The 16,256-nt window shown below is 38.1% G+C and carries 15 protein-coding genes; 3 read left to right on the top strand and 12 right to left on the bottom strand.

Annotated elements, in window-relative coordinates:
• Window positions 1-23: 23 nt before the first annotated feature.
• On the top strand, window positions 24-431 hold the full coding sequence (locus SFC47_RS14715) for a hypothetical protein (RefSeq protein WP_411255049.1): 408 nt from the start codon (window positions 24-26) through the stop codon (window positions 429-431).
• Between the two features lie 206 nt (window positions 432-637).
• Window positions 638-2,302: a peptide ABC transporter substrate-binding protein gene (locus SFC47_RS14710; protein ID WP_411255048.1), complete on the top strand. Its 1,665-nt coding sequence runs from the start codon at window positions 638-640 to the stop codon at window positions 2,300-2,302.
• 51 nt (window positions 2,303-2,353) lie between these two features.
• Here the strand turns inward: SFC47_RS14710 and SFC47_RS14705 are convergent, their stop codons facing one another.
• From SFC47_RS14705 to SFC47_RS14665, 9 genes are all read right to left on the bottom strand, one after another.
• On the bottom strand, window positions 2,354-4,135 hold the full coding sequence (locus SFC47_RS14705) for an ABC transporter ATP-binding protein (protein WP_411255275.1): 1,782 nt from the start codon (window positions 4,133-4,135) through the stop codon (window positions 2,354-2,356).
• A gap of 32 nt (window positions 4,136-4,167) precedes the next feature.
• A complete protein-coding gene (locus tag SFC47_RS14700; protein ID WP_411255047.1) occupies window positions 4,168-5,907 on the bottom strand; it encodes an ABC transporter ATP-binding protein in 1,740 nt (579 codons plus the stop codon).
• A gap of 8 nt (window positions 5,908-5,915) precedes the next feature.
• Window positions 5,916-6,374 carry a PadR family transcriptional regulator gene (locus tag SFC47_RS14695; RefSeq protein ID WP_411255046.1) on the bottom strand — a complete coding sequence of 153 codons (459 nt, stop codon included), beginning with the start codon at window positions 6,372-6,374 and terminating at the stop codon, window positions 5,916-5,918.
• Window positions 6,375-6,751: 377 nt separating this feature from the next.
• Window positions 6,752-7,858, bottom strand: a complete 1,107-nt coding sequence (locus SFC47_RS14690; protein ID WP_411255045.1) for a Ger(x)C family spore germination protein — start codon at window positions 7,856-7,858, stop codon at window positions 6,752-6,754.
• Complete coding sequence (locus SFC47_RS14685) at window positions 7,855-8,940, bottom strand: GerAB/ArcD/ProY family transporter (RefSeq protein WP_411255044.1); 1,086 nt, start codon at window positions 8,938-8,940, stop codon at window positions 7,855-7,857. Before SFC47_RS14685 ends, SFC47_RS14690 begins: the two co-directional genes overlap by 4 nt.
• Window positions 8,937-10,397 carry a spore germination protein gene (locus SFC47_RS14680; RefSeq protein WP_411255043.1) on the bottom strand — a complete coding sequence of 487 codons (1,461 nt, stop codon included), beginning with the start codon at window positions 10,395-10,397 and terminating at the stop codon, window positions 8,937-8,939. The genes SFC47_RS14685 and SFC47_RS14680 overlap by 4 nt, the downstream gene beginning before the upstream one ends.
• A 201-nt stretch (window positions 10,398-10,598) precedes the next feature.
• Entirely contained in the window at window positions 10,599-11,675 is a 1,077-nt protein-coding gene (phaC, locus tag SFC47_RS14675; RefSeq protein WP_411255042.1) for a class III poly(R)-hydroxyalkanoic acid synthase subunit PhaC, read from the bottom strand.
• An 80-nt stretch (window positions 11,676-11,755) separates the two neighbouring features.
• A complete protein-coding gene (locus tag SFC47_RS14670) occupies window positions 11,756-12,499 on the bottom strand; it encodes a 3-oxoacyl-ACP reductase (RefSeq protein ID WP_411255041.1) in 744 nt (247 codons plus the stop codon).
• A gap of 68 nt (window positions 12,500-12,567) precedes the next feature.
• Window positions 12,568-12,972, bottom strand: coding sequence for a polyhydroxyalkanoic acid synthase subunit PhaR (locus SFC47_RS14665; protein WP_411255040.1), 405 nt, complete (start codon window positions 12,970-12,972; stop codon window positions 12,568-12,570).
• A gap of 324 nt (window positions 12,973-13,296) precedes the next feature.
• Here SFC47_RS14665 and SFC47_RS14660 point away from each other — a divergent pair, with 324 nt between their 5' ends.
• Window positions 13,297-13,749, top strand: a complete 453-nt coding sequence (locus tag SFC47_RS14660; RefSeq protein ID WP_411255039.1) for a DUF2269 family protein — start codon at window positions 13,297-13,299, stop codon at window positions 13,747-13,749.
• Between the two features lie 66 nt (window positions 13,750-13,815).
• Here the strand turns inward: SFC47_RS14660 and SFC47_RS14655 are convergent, their stop codons facing one another.
• The 3 genes from SFC47_RS14655 to SFC47_RS14645 all read right to left on the bottom strand — a co-directional run bounded on the left by SFC47_RS14655 (window position 13,816) and on the right by SFC47_RS14645 (window position 16,169).
• Window positions 13,816-14,454 carry a YczE/YyaS/YitT family protein gene (locus SFC47_RS14655; RefSeq protein ID WP_411255038.1) on the bottom strand — a complete coding sequence of 213 codons (639 nt, stop codon included), beginning with the start codon at window positions 14,452-14,454 and terminating at the stop codon, window positions 13,816-13,818.
• Window positions 14,455-14,576: 122 nt separating this feature from the next.
• Window positions 14,577-14,729, bottom strand: a complete 153-nt coding sequence (locus SFC47_RS14650; RefSeq protein WP_411255037.1) for a hypothetical protein — start codon at window positions 14,727-14,729, stop codon at window positions 14,577-14,579.
• A 177-nt stretch (window positions 14,730-14,906) separates the two neighbouring features.
• On the bottom strand, window positions 14,907-16,169 hold the full coding sequence (locus SFC47_RS14645) for a 6-phospho-alpha-glucosidase (RefSeq protein WP_411255274.1): 1,263 nt from the start codon (window positions 16,167-16,169) through the stop codon (window positions 14,907-14,909).
• Window positions 16,170-16,256 lie beyond the last annotated feature (87 nt).

Here is a 16,256-nt window from a genome sequence, read left to right as displayed (position 1 = left end):
AGAGGAAAAGGAGACTACATATTATGAAGAAGTTCAGTTTATTTTTATTAATCATGGGGGCAATCCTATTTGGCTTGGCAGCTTGTGGAGGAGCGGAGGAAGAAGCTTCTACGAAAGATGAAGCAAAAACAGCCGAGACCTCAACAGCTGCTAGTGATGTTGAAGAATATACGATTACTGCAACGAACTGGGATTTCACTTCTGATAAGGAATTAACAATTAAAAAAGGCACCAAGGTAAAAATTAATTTGGTTAACGAAGAAGGAATGCATACGATTAGTAATGAGGAGTTAGGAATTGACCTCAAGGCTGATGCTCCGTCTGAGTTTACTGCTGAATCAACAGGAGAATATGAATTAATTTGTTCTACTATTTGTGGTGCTACTGATGACCATGAAGCAATGAAAATTTCATTAAAAATTATTGACTAAACAAAAAGGTCCTGATTTTTCAGGGCTTTTTTTTACTGCTATTTTAATAGAGAATACCTTACCTAGTAATATCAGATAATTCACTCCCTAAATTAAGCAACATTACTTTACAAGTAAACAAGTTAATGAGTATAATCAATCCTAGAGTCTCAATTTTCTGTAGATATATAATATTCAGAATTAAATTCTTTTAGGGGGTAAAACAAATGAAGGTCAAACATTGGTTATTGCTTTTAACATTTGGATTGTTACTAAGTGTACTAGCAGCTTGTTCCGGAGACGAGTCAAAGGAACCAGCAGGTACAGATGCTAAAGAGGAAGAAAAGGGTGAAAAAGTCCTTAGCTTTTTAAACCCAGAAGCCATCCCTTCGATGGATCCTTCTTTAGCAACGGATGAGTCTTCCTTTATCTACTTAGCTGCAACAATGGAAGGTCTATACCGACTAGATGAAAAGACGCAGGCGACACCAGGAATTGCTAAAGAACATAAAGTAAGTGATGATGGTCTGACTTGGACCTTTACATTACGAGAGGATGCAAAATGGTCAAATGGCGACCCGGTAACAGCGCATGATTTCGTGTATTCATGGCAGCGTGCCGTTGATCCTGCGACACAATCAGAATACGGCCCGTACATGATTAGCGGCGTTATCAAAAATGCTACTGCAATTACCAAGAGTGAAATGGAAGTGGATCAACTTGGCGTAAAAGCGGAAGGTGATTACACGCTTGTTGTCGAATTAGAAAATCCAACACCATACTTTGAAACATTAACAACCTTCGGAACATTCTTACCAATGAACAAAAAGTTTGTTGAAGAAAAAGGCGATAAATTTGCAACAAGTTCTGAAAACCTATTAGCCAACGGACCATACGTTATGTCCAATTGGTCAAGCACAAGCGATTCATGGGAACTTGTAAAAAACGAAGATTATTGGGATGCAAAAACAGTGAAAATGGATAAATTAACGTTCAAAGTCGTTAAAGATCCACAAACTGCTCTAAATCTATATGAAGAAGGAACCGTTGATCGTATGGATTTAACATCCGACTTAGTAGACCAATATTCTTCTAGTGAGGACTATGCGGTTGCAGCAGATACATTCGTTTACTTCTTAAAGTTTAATCAAACAAAATCAGAAGCATTAGCAAATAAAAATATCCGTGCTGCACTTAGCCGTGCATTTGACAAAGATGCATTAGTAGGAGAGATCTTAAACAATGGATCCATCGCAGCGAATGGATTGGTTCCAAGAGACTTCACGCCAATGCCAGGTTCAGGAGAGGATTTCCGTAAAGTAAGTGGTGACCTTGTGAAATATGACATTGAGGCAGCGAAAGAATTCTGGGCAAAAGGATTGGCAGAGTTAGGAACTGATACAGTTGAACTTGAGTTCTTGGCAGATGATGACCAGACAACCAAGAACCTTGTTCAATACGTTGCTAACCAGCTTTCAACGAATTTAGAAGGATTAAAGGTTACGATCAAACAAGTACCGAAAAAGCAGCGTCTTGCTTTAGACACAGCGATGGATTACCAGCTTCAGCTTTCTCGTTGGGGCCCTGACTTCCTTGATCCATATACCTTTATGAACCTATGGACGACGGACAGTGGAAACAACTGGACAGGTTATTCCAATCCAACATATGACAAGCTAGTAAAAGATACAGCTTCAACACTTGCGACTGACCAAGAAGCACGTTATAAAAACTTCTTAGAAGCTGAAAAAGTGCTGTTTGAAGATGCAGCGATTGCGCCTGTATACCAAGCTTCTCGTGCACAATTGATTTCTCCAAAAGTTCAAGGTGTGTTTGTGAACCCATTTGGTGCAACATACGAATACAAATGGGCTGACGTAGGCGAAGAGTAAAATCATAAGAAAAAGGGAGAAATGCCAAATTGGTATTTCTCCCTTTTTTTATTAATAATTGAACTGACTATCGTACATATTGAAGTAAAATCCCTTTTTCTGTAACAGCTCTTGATGTGTTCCTGACTCGATGATCTCTCCTTGATGAAGGACGAAAATACGGTCAGCATTTTCAATCGTTTTTAGACGATGAGCAATGATAAAGCTGGTTCGTCCTTTGGTTAACTGATTGATTCCCTTTTGAATTTCTATTTCAGTGGTTGTATCAATACTTGACGTCGCTTCATCAAGGATTAATACATCGGAGTCTGCCAAAATTGCTCTTGCGATTGCTATTAATTGTCGCTGGCCCTGACTTAAATTGTATCCTCCAGATGTAATCGATGTATGATAGCCTTCAGGCAAATGTTTAATGAATTGATGAGCGGATGCCATTTTTGCTGCAGTGATGACCTCCTCATCGGCTGCCTCTAGGCGGCCATAACGAATATTTTCCATAATACTTCCTGAAAATAAGAAGGTGTCTTGAAGCACGACTCCAATCTTTTTCCGAAGTCCGCTTATTTGGTAATCGCGAATATCCCGCCCATCCAGCTTGATGCCGCCTGCAGTCACATCATAAAACCTCATCAGTAAATTGATCATCGTTGTTTTTCCTGAACCCGTAGGACCTACTAAGGCAATTTTTTCGCCCGATTTAACTTGAAAATGGATATTTTTCAAAATAGGGATGTCCTTCTCATAACCAAAATGAACATGAGAAAAATCAACATCACCTTTAAATGAATCTACAACTATGGCATTCTCTTTATCTACTAAATCCGGTGTTTCATCCATAATTTCAAATACACGCTCACCACCAGCAATGGCCGATTGGAACATATTTAACAAATTAGACAGCTGTGATATCGGTCTAAAGAACTGGCGGGAATATGTCACAAAAGCTGCAATAGTTCCAATAGAAGCTAATTCCTGAACCGTCATGACTGCTCCAACTGCAATAATCAAACAAAGCCCAAGATTATTAATAAAGTTGTTAACCGGTCCAAGATATCCCGATACAGTATCCGCATCCATGGCAGATTGACGAAGACGTTCATTCACGAAAGAAAATTGCTGATTCATTTTTGCTTCTTTGCCAAAAAGTGTAATCACTTCATTACCCGAGATGGACTCTTCAATAAATCCGTTTAATTCCCCTAAATCGCGCTGTCTTTTAATAAAATGACTGCTGCTGTAGGTAATCAATTTTTTAGTGGTAAAAATGATTAATGGAATAATTAATAACGCCACAATGGCAAGTACCCAATTAAGGGAAAACATCGCAGCCGCCACACCTATAAGCATCAGAACCGAGGAGAAGATTTGAATGATACTTTGACTTAAGGCACTGTTCAAACTATCAATATCATTCGTAACCCTGCTCATTAAGTCACCATGTGTTCGTTTATCAAAAAACCGTAAAGATAAAGTTTGAAACTTATTAAATAGATCCTGCCGTAAATTCCGTATGGTTTGTATTGATACCCGCACCATCATGTAGGATTGCAGCCAGGTAAATACTGCTGCAGCACAATAAACAGCAGCTAGAATAGCCAAATACTTAAGTGTTCCGGCAATATCCTTTGGAATAATATATTCATCAATGATGATCCCAATTAGAAATGGTCCCAAAAGACCTAACACCGTTGAAACAAAGACAAATATAATCGATGCAATGAGTGCCGCCTTTTGCCTCTCCATGTATTTCCAGATTCGTTTTATCGTTCCCTTCCAATCCTTTGCCTTTACAACCGGCCCGCTTAACCCTCCTGGACCACGCACTCTATTCATAAAGTTTGGATTGTGTTGTGAAGCTGATTTACTCAATTATATTCAACCTCCAATCCACTTTGTGAAGTATAAATATCTCTATAAACTGCACTATTTTTCAGTAAATCTTCGTGTGTACCCCGTGCTTCAAGTTTCCCATCTTTCATCACAATAATTTGATCCGCATTACGTACGGAGGAAATTTTCGATGAAATAATAAACATCGTCGTATGGGAATGTGTTTGACTTAATGCCTGTTGTACTGCTGCTTCTGACAAAGCATCAATGGCAGATGTAGAATCATCTAAAATCAAAATACTGCCATTGCGAATAAAGGCACGTGCCATCGCTAACCGCTGTCTTTGTCCGCCTGATAAATTAGTTCCGCCTTGCATCAGTGAATGTTCAAATTTATTATCAAGTCTTTCGATAAACTCATTGGCGGCAGCTGTTTCGGCTGCTTGACTTAAGTCATAATCGTCTGCTTCATCCTTTCCAAATCGTAAGTTTTCTTCTATGGTGCCTGAAAATAAAGTCGTCTTTTGCGGTACAAACCCAATTGCTGTACGGAGTTTCTCAAGCGGTAATTCCTTGATGTTAACCCCATCAATAAGAATAGCTCCAGAATCGGGGTCATATAAACGCGGAATTAATTTAACCAAGGTAGATTTCCCGCTCCCTGTTGATCCAATAACCCCAATTGTCTGCCCGGCATTTGCTTTAAAAGATAGGTTGTGAAGCACATAGTTTCCATTTTTGCTGTAGCTGAAGTTCACATTTCTAAACTCAACCTCACCTCTTATCTCTCGGATTGAACTACGCTTGTGAGGTGCCTTAATATCAATTTCTGTTTCTAGAACCTGATTAATTCGTTCCGCGGAGGAAAAGGAACGCGCTATCTGCATTAACACATGGCTGCTGCTCATTAGTCCATTCATCATTATGTTTAAGTAGTTAATAAACGCCAAGATTACCCCGACTTGAAGTGTACCTTCATTTACCTTAATAACCCCCATCCACAGGCCGGCAATAATCCCTAAATTTACAATGAACATCATTATTGGCATCAGAGTTAATATCAGCTGTTCAGCAGTCATATTTCTCTTCATTAATAAATCATTTACACTTTTAAAATGGATTTTTTCATAATCCTGGCGGTCAAACGCTTTAATCACCCGAATCCCCGCTAACATTTCTTGAAGCTTTGTATTTACCTGGTCCATTGCTTTTTGAACATTCAAGAAAAGCTGTCCTGACTTTACTGAAAAGAAATAGATACATAGAATCAGAATAGGGATGGATACAAGCAGCACTGGAAATAGTTCACGGGCTGTAATCCAAACAATAACAACAGATCCAATAAATAATAATGGCCCCCGTATAAACATCCGTAATGTCATAATGACAGCCTGTTTCAGTGTTTCAACATCACTGGTTGCGATGGTAATTAACTTGCCTGTACCAAATGAATCTGTATTTTTATTTGAAAATTGCTCCATTTTTTTAAACACATCACGGCGAATATCAGTTGCAAAATGAACAGCCGATTTTGCTGCATAAATGGAACTCCCCGCCCCGCCAACGAGCCCGATTAATGCACTTAACAGCATTAGAACACCAAGTTTTATCACATAAGCATTATCCTGATTGGCAATGCCTGTATCAATCATCTTCTGCATGATGGTTGGCTGCAGAAGGTCCATCAGCACTTCTATACACATAAATAACGGTCCAAAGATGGCAAAAAGTTTGTAAGGTCTCATATAGTGAAGTAATTTTATCATCGATTTCATAGTGATCCCTACTTCGATCCATTCTTTTTCAAAAGTTCAGTCATTCCATCAATAAAGGCAATTAATTCACGCACCTGTTCTGGTTTCCCTCGAGTTTGTTTCATTGAATGCCGTACTTCTTTTTCCCAGCGGTCCACCGCTTCTTTTAGTTGAATGAACTCCACGGAATTCTTCCACATCATACGTTCCTTCCATTCACCCCAGAAATTGCCATCGTCCTGTTTTTCCTCCAACACTTTCTTGCCCTGTTCACTGATAAAATAAATCTTTTTATCTGTTTTACTATTCAATTCAATTAAGCCTTTATCCAATAATTCTTGAAGAGCTGGATATACCGTTCCAGCACTTGCTGAATATGCGCCGCTTGAGCGCACCTCCAACTCCTTCATGATTTGGTAGCCGTGCATTGAATCCTCTTTCAATAAGTGCAGGATGGCCGCTTGGACAAACCCTCTTCGTCTCCTCATTAAATCCCTCCTAGTTATATCGATAATTATATTCGATATATCGATTACTTTCAAACGTAATACAAAGAAAAAGATTCACCCCGATTGGGGAGAATCCTAAGAATTTTATTAAGTTAGGCTCTGTTGTTGATTTTCATAACGGATAAAGAATACATAGGCGGAGATTTTCCGGCTATTGTTTCTTGAGAAGGCTTTCGAAGCAGATATAAGTGGAGAAATTCCGGTTAATCGCTAAAAATAAGACAAAATTCAAGGATTTTTATACAATAAGCGGAAAAGCTCCGCTTATTTTTAATGAAATATGGGTATTTTTCAAAATAAACGGAAATCCTCCGCTTATTCTTCAAGCACAGTAAAAATCAACACAGATCCTAAGACTAAAATAATATCCCTGTTTTTATAATATTAACCTTCACATTTGGTTCAAATCGAACATTTCTATATTCTTCATCCCAATTGATTTTCCCCCATAGCTCATGGTGATAGCTAGAAATTCGTCTGCCAATCCCCAGTGCATCACAATTGGCTTCGAGCAGAGTATCAGTAACCTCTTTCGCTTGTTTTGTTAATTCATTGGACAAATTTTGATTTAATTCTTTTGTATTGAGCGGGTCTTTAAATTCCTGTGGGAAGCTTAACACTTCAATATCAAGGTTGAGATCAATTTTACAGGTTATTTGATTATTTTTATCCACCTGAACTTCTAAATCTCGTGTTAAATTTCTAACTGTAAAAGAAATGGATTGTCTTTTTCCTTTTGGGTCTAGTATCATTGCCATTCTGTTCAACTTGTCTAATTGATTCGTCATTAACAAAAGTATACTGCTTTTTTCCTTTGGCAGAGTTTCCCCCGTATAGGTATCACCGTTAAATAAGGCCACACCCGCAATTTCCACTTTATCCGACTTGATTCGCTTAACGTATGGCAGAACCATATCGATACCTGGATCTAATATATTATTCCAGACGGTAAAGGTATTTTTTCTAGGGATAACTGTATCTTTTTCAGCACCCTCTATTAATTGCAAAATGACAAAGGCAATGGGACTTTTTTCTTTTTCCACGGAGAGGATCTCTTTCGCTTTTCCTTTGCCAATGACAATTTTAGAAGCTATATACGAATCTCGATTCCGATAGAAAAATTCAATTAATGGTTGAACTCCTTTTTTCGCTAGTTCTTCCCCAATGATAACAACATGTGCTTTACTTGCATCAATCTCACCTGCAATGGTACTGTCCAAGTCTAACCCCAGCCCAACAACAGTTGGTCTCTCTGCCTTTACCAGTTCATCATTTAATTCAAATTGGCCTCCGCCCATACTTTTTATGTTTAACGCTCGAACGGAGGAAGCAATCTTCCCCTCCTTTGTTAAATCGAAACTAATTCCATTCACAAGTGTTCGATTCACGAGAAGCCGCTGATCCCAACAGCCAGATAAGAGCAGGGGGATCATAACTAAAATCAACAGCACCATTTTTTTCATGTGGATTCACTCATTTCATTCTTTTTCAATAGAATAGAAAGAATTAATAACAGAGTAGGAATAAAAAATACCACCACATAACTTAAGTAAGAGACATACTTGTTAAAAATCGTAACAATCGCATCTTCGTGCGGGATTAAGGTAATTAAAAAAATGATGAGCCCATTAAACAAAACGACCTTAGGGTAGTGTTCCTTTTTTGCCCCTGCACTTTTGCTGGCAAAATACAAGTAACTAATTGTAGAGGTGGCCATAGGGACAATCCATATAGACAGAAAAATGAGGTCCACACGATCAACCATTTTATAAGAAATGCCTCTTAGTAAATTTAGAACAGGCTCTCTCATTAATGCCAGTTGGTCCACACTAAAGCTAATGAGTGTAATAAAAACAAAATAGGTATAAATTAAAGTGATAAATATATTAGCCAATGATATCGTCTTTAAGACTCCCTTTTTATTGTCAATAAGATAGGGGAATAGAAAAAGCAGTCCCTCAAATCCTAGCATTGCAAGCAGAGAGTTCTTACTTCCGAGGACAATATTCTTATATCCCGAACTGCCAATAGGAAGGAGGTAGTGAAACTCTTTCGGTGTGAACCAGCCAAAAATTGAAGTAATGGCCAACAACAAGATTAAAGAAGAGGCTAGAACATAGAATCTGGCGATTACTTTTAAATCACTGATCGCTAAATAAACACAAGCTGTAAGAATCATTAACGAAATAATCCAACCCGGTGTCAGCGGTAATAGCCATAACTTGATAATCTTAATAAATAATATTGCCGCTAATCCTCCAACCAAAATAAAATTAAGGTATATAAATAGGTTAAGGAACCTTCCTAAAAAAACGCCGAGAATCTTTTGCGTAATTTCGGTATAAATGAGCGTAGGAAATCGTTTAAGCAGCTGCCAATAAATGACTAGCATTAATTGAACGGCCACTCCTGCTATTAGAGTAGAAAGCCATCCATCAGTTTTTGCACTTTTTTGCACTTCATGCGGCAAGGATAAAAGACCGACACCAACTTGAGTTTGGATGAAAATAAAAAACAGCTGAAATTTAGTAATGTTGTTTGTCATTTCTTCTTCCACGACCTTGTTTGCCCTAGTTGTTTGGCATATGCCGGCCTTGAGTCAGTCGGGCGAGTTTTTAGTTTCCTTATATTCAGCCTAATGAATGTATCCTTAAGATCTTCTTTTTTTAATGGAGCTAAGGGAGCAAAATATGGTGTTCCAAATGAATCTAATTTACTCAAATGCATAAAGACCAGCATCAGCACAAATACAATTCCAAAGAAACCGAACAGTGATGCTGCAATCATGACAGGAAACCCCAATAATCTTACACTTGTCCCCATTTCATTGATGGGTGCCACGAAGGAAGCGATGGCAGTAAAGCCAATTACGACAATCATCATATTTGAAACGATATGGGCATCAACAATGGCAGTCCCAATTACTAACCCTCCAACAATTCCGATTGTTTGGGCGATAGGTGAAGGCAGCCGAATTGAAGCCTCTTTTAATAGTTCTAAGATGATTTGCATTGTTATGGCCTCCACAAACGGAGGAAATGGAACATACTCTAGTGAAGTCCTAATGGTGTAAAGAATTCCAATGGGAAGGACCTCAGAATGGAACGATACAATTGCGATATAGATAGCCGGTAAACTTATCGTTATGATAAAACTAAAAATCCGAATGATACGAAAAAACGATCCAATCATCCACCTGCTGCTATAGTCATCTGGTGCTTGGTAAAAGGCAAAAAAGGTAATCGGAGCAACCAGCACACGGGGATTTCCGTCAACTATGATGGTAATTTTCCCCTCTGTTAGATAGGAAACAGCTCTGTCTGGCCTTTCGGTAGCCAAAATTTTTGGGAAAGGAGAAGCAGGATAATCTTCAATCAGTTCCTCTAATTCACCTGTTAAATAGAGCTGATCGATTTCAATCGAAGTTAATCTACGCTCGACTTCACGAACAAGCTTTTTATTAGCAAGATTCTCTAGATATACGATCCCCACTTTGGTAGCCGTTATGTTTCCAATACTATAGTATTTGACCTTTAGCTGCGGGCTTTTTATTCTCTTTCGCAGAAGATGCAGATTCGAACCAAAATCCTCCACAAATCCATCATGAGCGCTTTTAATAGTGCGCTCGTTATTCGGTTCTTGAGGCTGCCTTCCTTCAATACCACCGACAGAAGCCAAATAGCACTGATGATCTTTCTCTAATAAAATTACACAATATCCATCTAATAACTGATCTCCAGTTTCAGAGAGCATTGAAGTTTTGTTAACTTCTGCAGCATGGATGGTGTTCTTCATATCATCACTTTTGCTTTCTAAGATCGGCTCTATTATGGAAGTTTGAAGAAGCTCCTTCTTCACCAAGGCATCTAGATACATAACCACACACTTCTGGTTATTGAATAGCAGTTCCTTTTTCATTAGGTCTTCTGTCTGGCAGAAATGATCTTCTAACATTTCTATATTTTTTTCTATATCTTCACAAAATTGATCAGCGTTGCTCATTTGAGATGACTCCTTAGAAGAGTAGATACCCCCTATTATCTCCCTAATATTTCCTTATATGCTAATATGTATGAAAGCGGAGTCTTTTAGTATTGTACAATTTCTGGAAATTTTATATAATTACCCTTACCACTATCTTTAAATTGTTATCTCATCAAAAAAAGTGCCCCAAATGATAGTCTGGGACACTTCTAATACTATTTAGTTCGATCGCTGCTCGAGCCAGTCACCAATGGTTGGGTAGGTTATTTTGACAGCTTGACTGCCAAAGGTAATCGATGTATGCCCTACTGGTAAACATTTATACTCTTTATCTTCACTAGATATAGCATTCATCAGTGCCTCAACTTGATGCGGCTGGGCAATGAGGTCGTTTTTACCAGATAAATTTAGCACGTTAGCTTTAATATTCTCAAGATTAACCTTTTTACCGCGAATCACCATTTCCCCTTTTATCAGCTTGTTTTGTTGATAAAAGTCTCTAATCCACTGACGATAAGCTTCGCCTGGAAAATTAATTCCATCGTTTAACCATTTCTGCAGCAGTTTAAAGCTCTTAATGAACTTCTCATTATCTGCGCGTTCATAAAGACTAATATATGGTCCATAGTTCGTACCCATAGGATTGATCATTTTGTTTCCAAAGTCAATCATTTCAGGCGGTATAACACCCAAGGTATCTACTACCTTATCAATATTAAAATATTTTTCATTTAGCAGTTCACCATAAGTACCTGTCTTCTCAAAGTCAAATGGACTGGTCATAAAGATAAGATTGCGAATCGGCAATTCAGGGTGAAGTGCTGCAAATATAGACGTGATTGTTCCGCCCATGCAATAACCTAGGATTGAAACTTCGTCCACATTTGATTTTCTCAACACCTTGCGTACGGCACGCGGTATATAGTCCATAATGTAATCATCAAGTTTCATTTTTCTATCTTCATAACCTGGTTCACCCCAGTCCAGCAGATAGACATCAAACCCGCGGTCAACCAAATACTCTACTAAACTTCCACCCTTAGTTAAATCTAATACATAAGGTTTATTAATTAAGGCATAAACCAAGAGCAGCGGAATTTTATGTTTCTTTGGTTTATCTGATATATAACGATAAAGCTTCGTTTTATTTCTTGACCAAATAAGTTCCTTTGGTGTTGGCCCTACCTCCGGCTCAGCATCAGTTGTCAGCACTTGACCTGCCCTTAATGCACGCTGATACATCTCCTTGTATTGCGGAGGTGTATATTCGAGCAGTTCGTTCCAATCGGTTGGCATAAGTACGCTAATGACTGTTCACTCCTTACATGATATATTTACTCTATCAATTTATTAATCAATCTGTGTGTTCATGACACTTACATGTAAAGTCCACCGTTAATGTTCAATTGCTGTCCAGTAATATAGTCACCATCTTTACATAGGAAAACAACACCACGCGCGATTTCCTCTGGCTTGCCTAAACGTTTTTGTGGTACTTTTTCAACGATTCCCGCAAGAACTTTTTCAGGAATTGCTTGAACCATCTCGGTACCAATAAATCCTGGGCAAATAGCATTAACAGTTACATTACTTTTTGCCAGCTCAAGAGCAAGAGATTTCGTATATCCAATAAGGCCTGCTTTTGCAGCAGCGTAGTTTGTCTGTCCAAAACCTCCAGCTTGTCCAATAATAGAAGAAATATTGATAATCCTGCCTGCATCTGATTCTAAAAGGTAAGGCAGAGCTGCAGAAGTATTGTTGTAAACGCTGTTTAAGTTCACATCGATTACTTTTCTCCAATCTTCTTCATTCAGCTTTTTGAAGGTGCTGTCTCTTGTGATCCCTGCATTATTAACTAAAATATCTAATCTGCCGTAGTGTTTAATGGTTTCATGAACCAGATAGGATGCTTCATTACTATCTGAAACATCTGCTTGAACTGCGTAAGCCTCTCCGCCAAATTCGTTTATTTCTGCGACTACTTTATCTGCTAATTCTTTGCGGATATTATAGTTAATGACAACCTTTGCACCATTTTTAGCAAGTTCTAGTGCAATTGATGCACCAATACCTCGTGAGCCGCCTGTTACAATTGCTACTTTACCTGTTAATTCTGCCACCTTTATCCACCCCATCTATAGTATTTGCCTTAAAAAAGCATGCCCTTAAACAAATATGTAATCCTATATTATTTCGCTTTTTCTTGTGTTTTCAACAGCGTAAGGATTTGATTTAATTTATTATCTAAATTCTTCATATCCTTCTTTAAATTTGATAGTTCTGTTTTAAATGATCCCTGTGCATCTTGGCTTTCCAGTTTCTCTTCTAACTTTTCTTCTAAATCATCCACTTTTGCGTCTACATTCACAATCAATGAAGAAAGATTTGCAATGTCATTACGACTTGGTACATTCATAAACTCTAAATACTTTAATGTTGATTCATCAATCATTTTCTTAAACTGGAGATTCATCTCCAAAAGCTGTCCCATTCCTTCAGAAGGGAAATCCTTGCTGATTTTTTCATCAAATAATTTGCTGGTTTGTGAATAGTAATCCTTCCACATATCATAAAAGTTAAAGCTTTGATTCATTTTATTTCCTCCTTATATATCTTCTAGTCGTTTCAATCATACTAACTATATGGGAATAATTAAAGATTAAATATTGAAAATTATCGAAATACTTTTCTTCTTTTATTGACATAATTCCCCTTTTTTCGCGTATACGCAATTGTTAGTCTTCTAAACTATGAGAGAAAATAGACATGGACTTTTCGATATCAATTAGGTCAAATTGAGGCTAATTATAAAAAAATAGAGTCTTTTTACATAAAAATTATGAAAACTATTAAAAACCATTAACAAGTTCGATATAATAAAAAATGGAAAAAATAGAGATAATTAGGGGGAGTCAGCATGACACTTTATGGGGGATTGGTTTTAATCCACGTATTAGCCGCGGTAATTGGAATGGGACCAAGTTTTGTTTTTCCAATCATTCAATCGTTTGGGACAACAAAGCAAAGTCTACAACTAATTAATCACATTATTGAAAAGACAGAAAAGGTAGTCACGATTGGCAGTATTGTTCTCTTGCTGTCAGGATTGACCATGGGGTTGATAAATCCAGACTTATTTACACAAATTTGGTATATCACTTCGATCGTACTATTCTTTGCAGGTGTCTATTTGGCAGTTGTGTTCTCAGGAAAGAGAACAAAAAAGGCTGTAGCACTATTAGATGCTCATCAAGGAAATGACATTCCGAGTGAAGTTTTAACACTTAATAAATCCGTTGGTATGGCAGGAGCTGGCTCAGCATTAATTGCTGTAGTGATGATTTTCCTTATGTCTGTAAAGCCATTTTAAGTAAACAACGAACAAAGGCGCAGAATTAACTCCTGCGCCTTTCTCCATTTCATATACATTTTTCTGTTAGGCAGCGAGATTTTGATCTTCTTCTTGTCTAACAAGCAGATGCTTTAGCAGTGTTTTACATTGCGGTAAGGAAAAGCCTACAATTGGTCCTAGGAATAAAGCAATGATTACTGATCCAACCCCCACTGGGCCGCCCAGCGCCCAACCTAGAATGAGGACGAGCAGTTCCATTCCATTGCGAACCCACTGTATACTCCATCCAGATTTTTCGACAATCAAAAGCATAATACTATCCCGCGGTCCAGAACCCAAATCAGCCGAAACATAGATTCCGACTCCATATCCCATGAGAATAACACCTAAAATAAAAAATAATGATGCGCCCATTAAACTTTCGACATTTGGTAAAAGCCATAAAAATAAATCTATGAATAAACCTAATAACAGCATATTTAAAAATGCTCCAATTTTAGGCAGCTTTTTCGCTGCAAAGGAGGCAGCAGTCAATAATATAAAGCCGATAATAATTGACCATGTGCCAATCGACAGACCCAGCTTAAGAAACATCCCATAATGAAACACATCCCAAGGACCGGCTCCCACTAACTTCCCCTCAATCGTTAAAGCCGCGCCTAACGCTAAAACCATTAGTCCAAATACAAAAAAGGACCAGCGAAGAATCCATTCTTTTTTCATTATTTCCCCTCTAATCCCAAACTTTTTTTAACTAAACTACTATATCACATCCTTTAGAATAGAAACTATAATCATTAAATGGAAATCTGCCTAGGGCATTTGGTATGGTTCACCTTAACGCATCAAAGGAGGTTTTTAAATAAGAAGTCTTCTCCTAATAACCAGCGGAAGTAAATAAACGGAGGATTTCCGGCTAAATGCAAATTGGAGCTCGTTTCGATGTAAATAGGCGGAGGATTTCCGCTTACTTCAAACAAAATCCCCAATTTCCCCATTTTTTGAGCCAATAGGCGGAATCTCTCCGTCTATTTAGGCGAATTTCAATGCTATTTTCTAATTAAGAGGAATTCTTCCGCCTATTTATCAGATGCTCCTTAACCTGATCCTCTCATTACTTAAACAGAAAAAGGCGAAAAGCTCTTCAGCTTTTCGCCTTTTTTAGTATATATAGGTTAGTTTAATTCAGGCCAGTAACCTTTATTAGCTTCAATTAAATCATCCAAGATTTCTTTTGCAACTTTTGCACTTGGTACTGTTTTTGATAGTGTTAAAGCCTGCCATAACTTTTGATAACTTCCTTCAATGTAAGCTTGTACAACTAATTTTTCAACCGTTACTTGCTGGTACATTAACGCTCTTTGGAATTCAGGAATCTTCCCTTGGCTTAAAGGCTCTGGACCATTGCTTCCGACTATACATGGAACTTCTACCATAGCATCATCATCAAAGTTCGCAATCGTACCGTTGTTTTCAACGATCAACAGCATTCTTTCATGCGTGTTAAAGGCAATGGCACGGGCAAGGTCAACGACAAAGGTTGCATGAGCGCCCATTTCAAATTCACAGCCTTCTGCTGTTCCTCTTTCAATGATTTGTCTAGCTGTAGAAAAGACGGTCTTTTCTCTGCCAGCGATGACTTCATTTGCTCTTGTATATTCCGGATTTGACGTCTTCACGACATAATCAGGATATAAATAGTATTTTAGATACGTATTTGGCAAGAATCTTGGATCAACGGCTAACAAATCCTTCGCCTTTTTATGTGTTTCCTGCCAGCTGGCATCCGTATGCTGCGTATCTACTTCTTTTTGAGTCAAATAGCCGTTCTCTGCCACATAGTCTCGAACTTGAGGCAGATATTCATTACCTTCTTTATCTTTAATGCTAGTCCACCAGCCAAAGTGGTTTAATCCAAAATAACGGACTTCTAAATCTTGTGGCTCTTTGCCGATAATATGTGAAATTCTGCGCAGTGTTCCGACAGGCATGTCACAAATATTCAATACTTTTGAATCTGGACGAAGCACGCGGCAAGCTTCCGCAACAATGGATGCAGGATTAGAATAGTTTAACATCCAAGCATCAGGTGCATATTTTTCCATCATATCAATCATTTCAATCATATCACCGATGCTTCTCATTCCATAAGCAATTCCGCCAGGTCCGCAAGTTTCTTGGCCGACAACACCATGCTTTAATGGAATTTTTTCATCTTTTTCACGCATTTCATATTTGCCTGTACGGATATGAGCAAAACAGAAGTCGATATCCGTGAAGGCTTCCTCCGGATCCGTTGTATAACAATACTCGATATCCGGTGCTTTTTCTTTTAATACAATTTCAATTGCTTCCCCTAATACGGCTTGTCTTTCGCGGTCGTTATCATATAATTTTAATTTTCGAAGCGGAAAACGGTCCAGGTTATCCAATAACATCATAACAATCCCTGGTGTATAAGTACTTCCTCCACCTGCAATAACGATTGAGAACTTTTTCATTTTCTCCATTCCCTTCTTGTAATC

Source organism: Neobacillus niacini, assembly GCF_046591715.1.
Taxonomy (GTDB): Bacteria; Bacillota; Bacilli; order Bacillales; family Cytobacillaceae; genus Neobacillus; species Neobacillus niacini_L.
Note: the sequence above shows the minus strand (reverse complement) of the source record. Positions and strands in the feature narration are given on the sequence as shown.

Coding starts and splice junctions, on each gene's coding strand:
- SFC47_RS14715 (WP_411255049.1), top strand. CDS start 24: ATGAAGAAGTTCAGTTTATTTTTATTAATCATGGGGGCAATCCTATTT.
- SFC47_RS14710 (WP_411255048.1), top strand. CDS start 638: ATGAAGGTCAAACATTGGTTATTGCTTTTAACATTTGGATTGTTACTA.
- SFC47_RS14705 (WP_411255275.1), bottom strand. CDS start 4,135: ATGAATAGAGTGCGTGGTCCAGGAGGGTTAAGCGGGCCGGTTGTAAAG.
- SFC47_RS14700 (WP_411255047.1), bottom strand. CDS start 5,907: ATGAAATCGATGATAAAATTACTTCACTATATGAGACCTTACAAACTT.
- SFC47_RS14695 (WP_411255046.1), bottom strand. CDS start 6,374: ATGAGGAGACGAAGAGGGTTTGTCCAAGCGGCCATCCTGCACTTATTG.
- SFC47_RS14690 (WP_411255045.1), bottom strand. CDS start 7,858: ATGAAAAAAATGGTGCTGTTGATTTTAGTTATGATCCCCCTGCTCTTA.
- SFC47_RS14685 (WP_411255044.1), bottom strand. CDS start 8,940: ATGACAAACAACATTACTAAATTTCAGCTGTTTTTTATTTTCATCCAA.
- SFC47_RS14680 (WP_411255043.1), bottom strand. CDS start 10,397: ATGAGCAACGCTGATCAATTTTGTGAAGATATAGAAAAAAATATAGAA.
- phaC (WP_411255042.1), bottom strand. CDS start 11,675: ATGCCAACCGATTGGAACGAACTGCTCGAATATACACCTCCGCAATAC.
- SFC47_RS14665 (WP_411255040.1), bottom strand. CDS start 12,972: ATGAATCAAAGCTTTAACTTTTATGATATGTGGAAGGATTACTATTCA.
- SFC47_RS14660 (WP_411255039.1), top strand. CDS start 13,297: ATGACACTTTATGGGGGATTGGTTTTAATCCACGTATTAGCCGCGGTA.
- SFC47_RS14655 (WP_411255038.1), bottom strand. CDS start 14,454: ATGAAAAAAGAATGGATTCTTCGCTGGTCCTTTTTTGTATTTGGACTA.
- SFC47_RS14650 (WP_411255037.1), bottom strand. CDS start 14,729: ATGGGGAAATTGGGGATTTTGTTTGAAGTAAGCGGAAATCCTCCGCCT.
- SFC47_RS14645 (WP_411255274.1), bottom strand. CDS start 16,169: ATGTTATTGGATAACCTGGACCGTTTTCCGCTTCGAAAATTAAAATTA.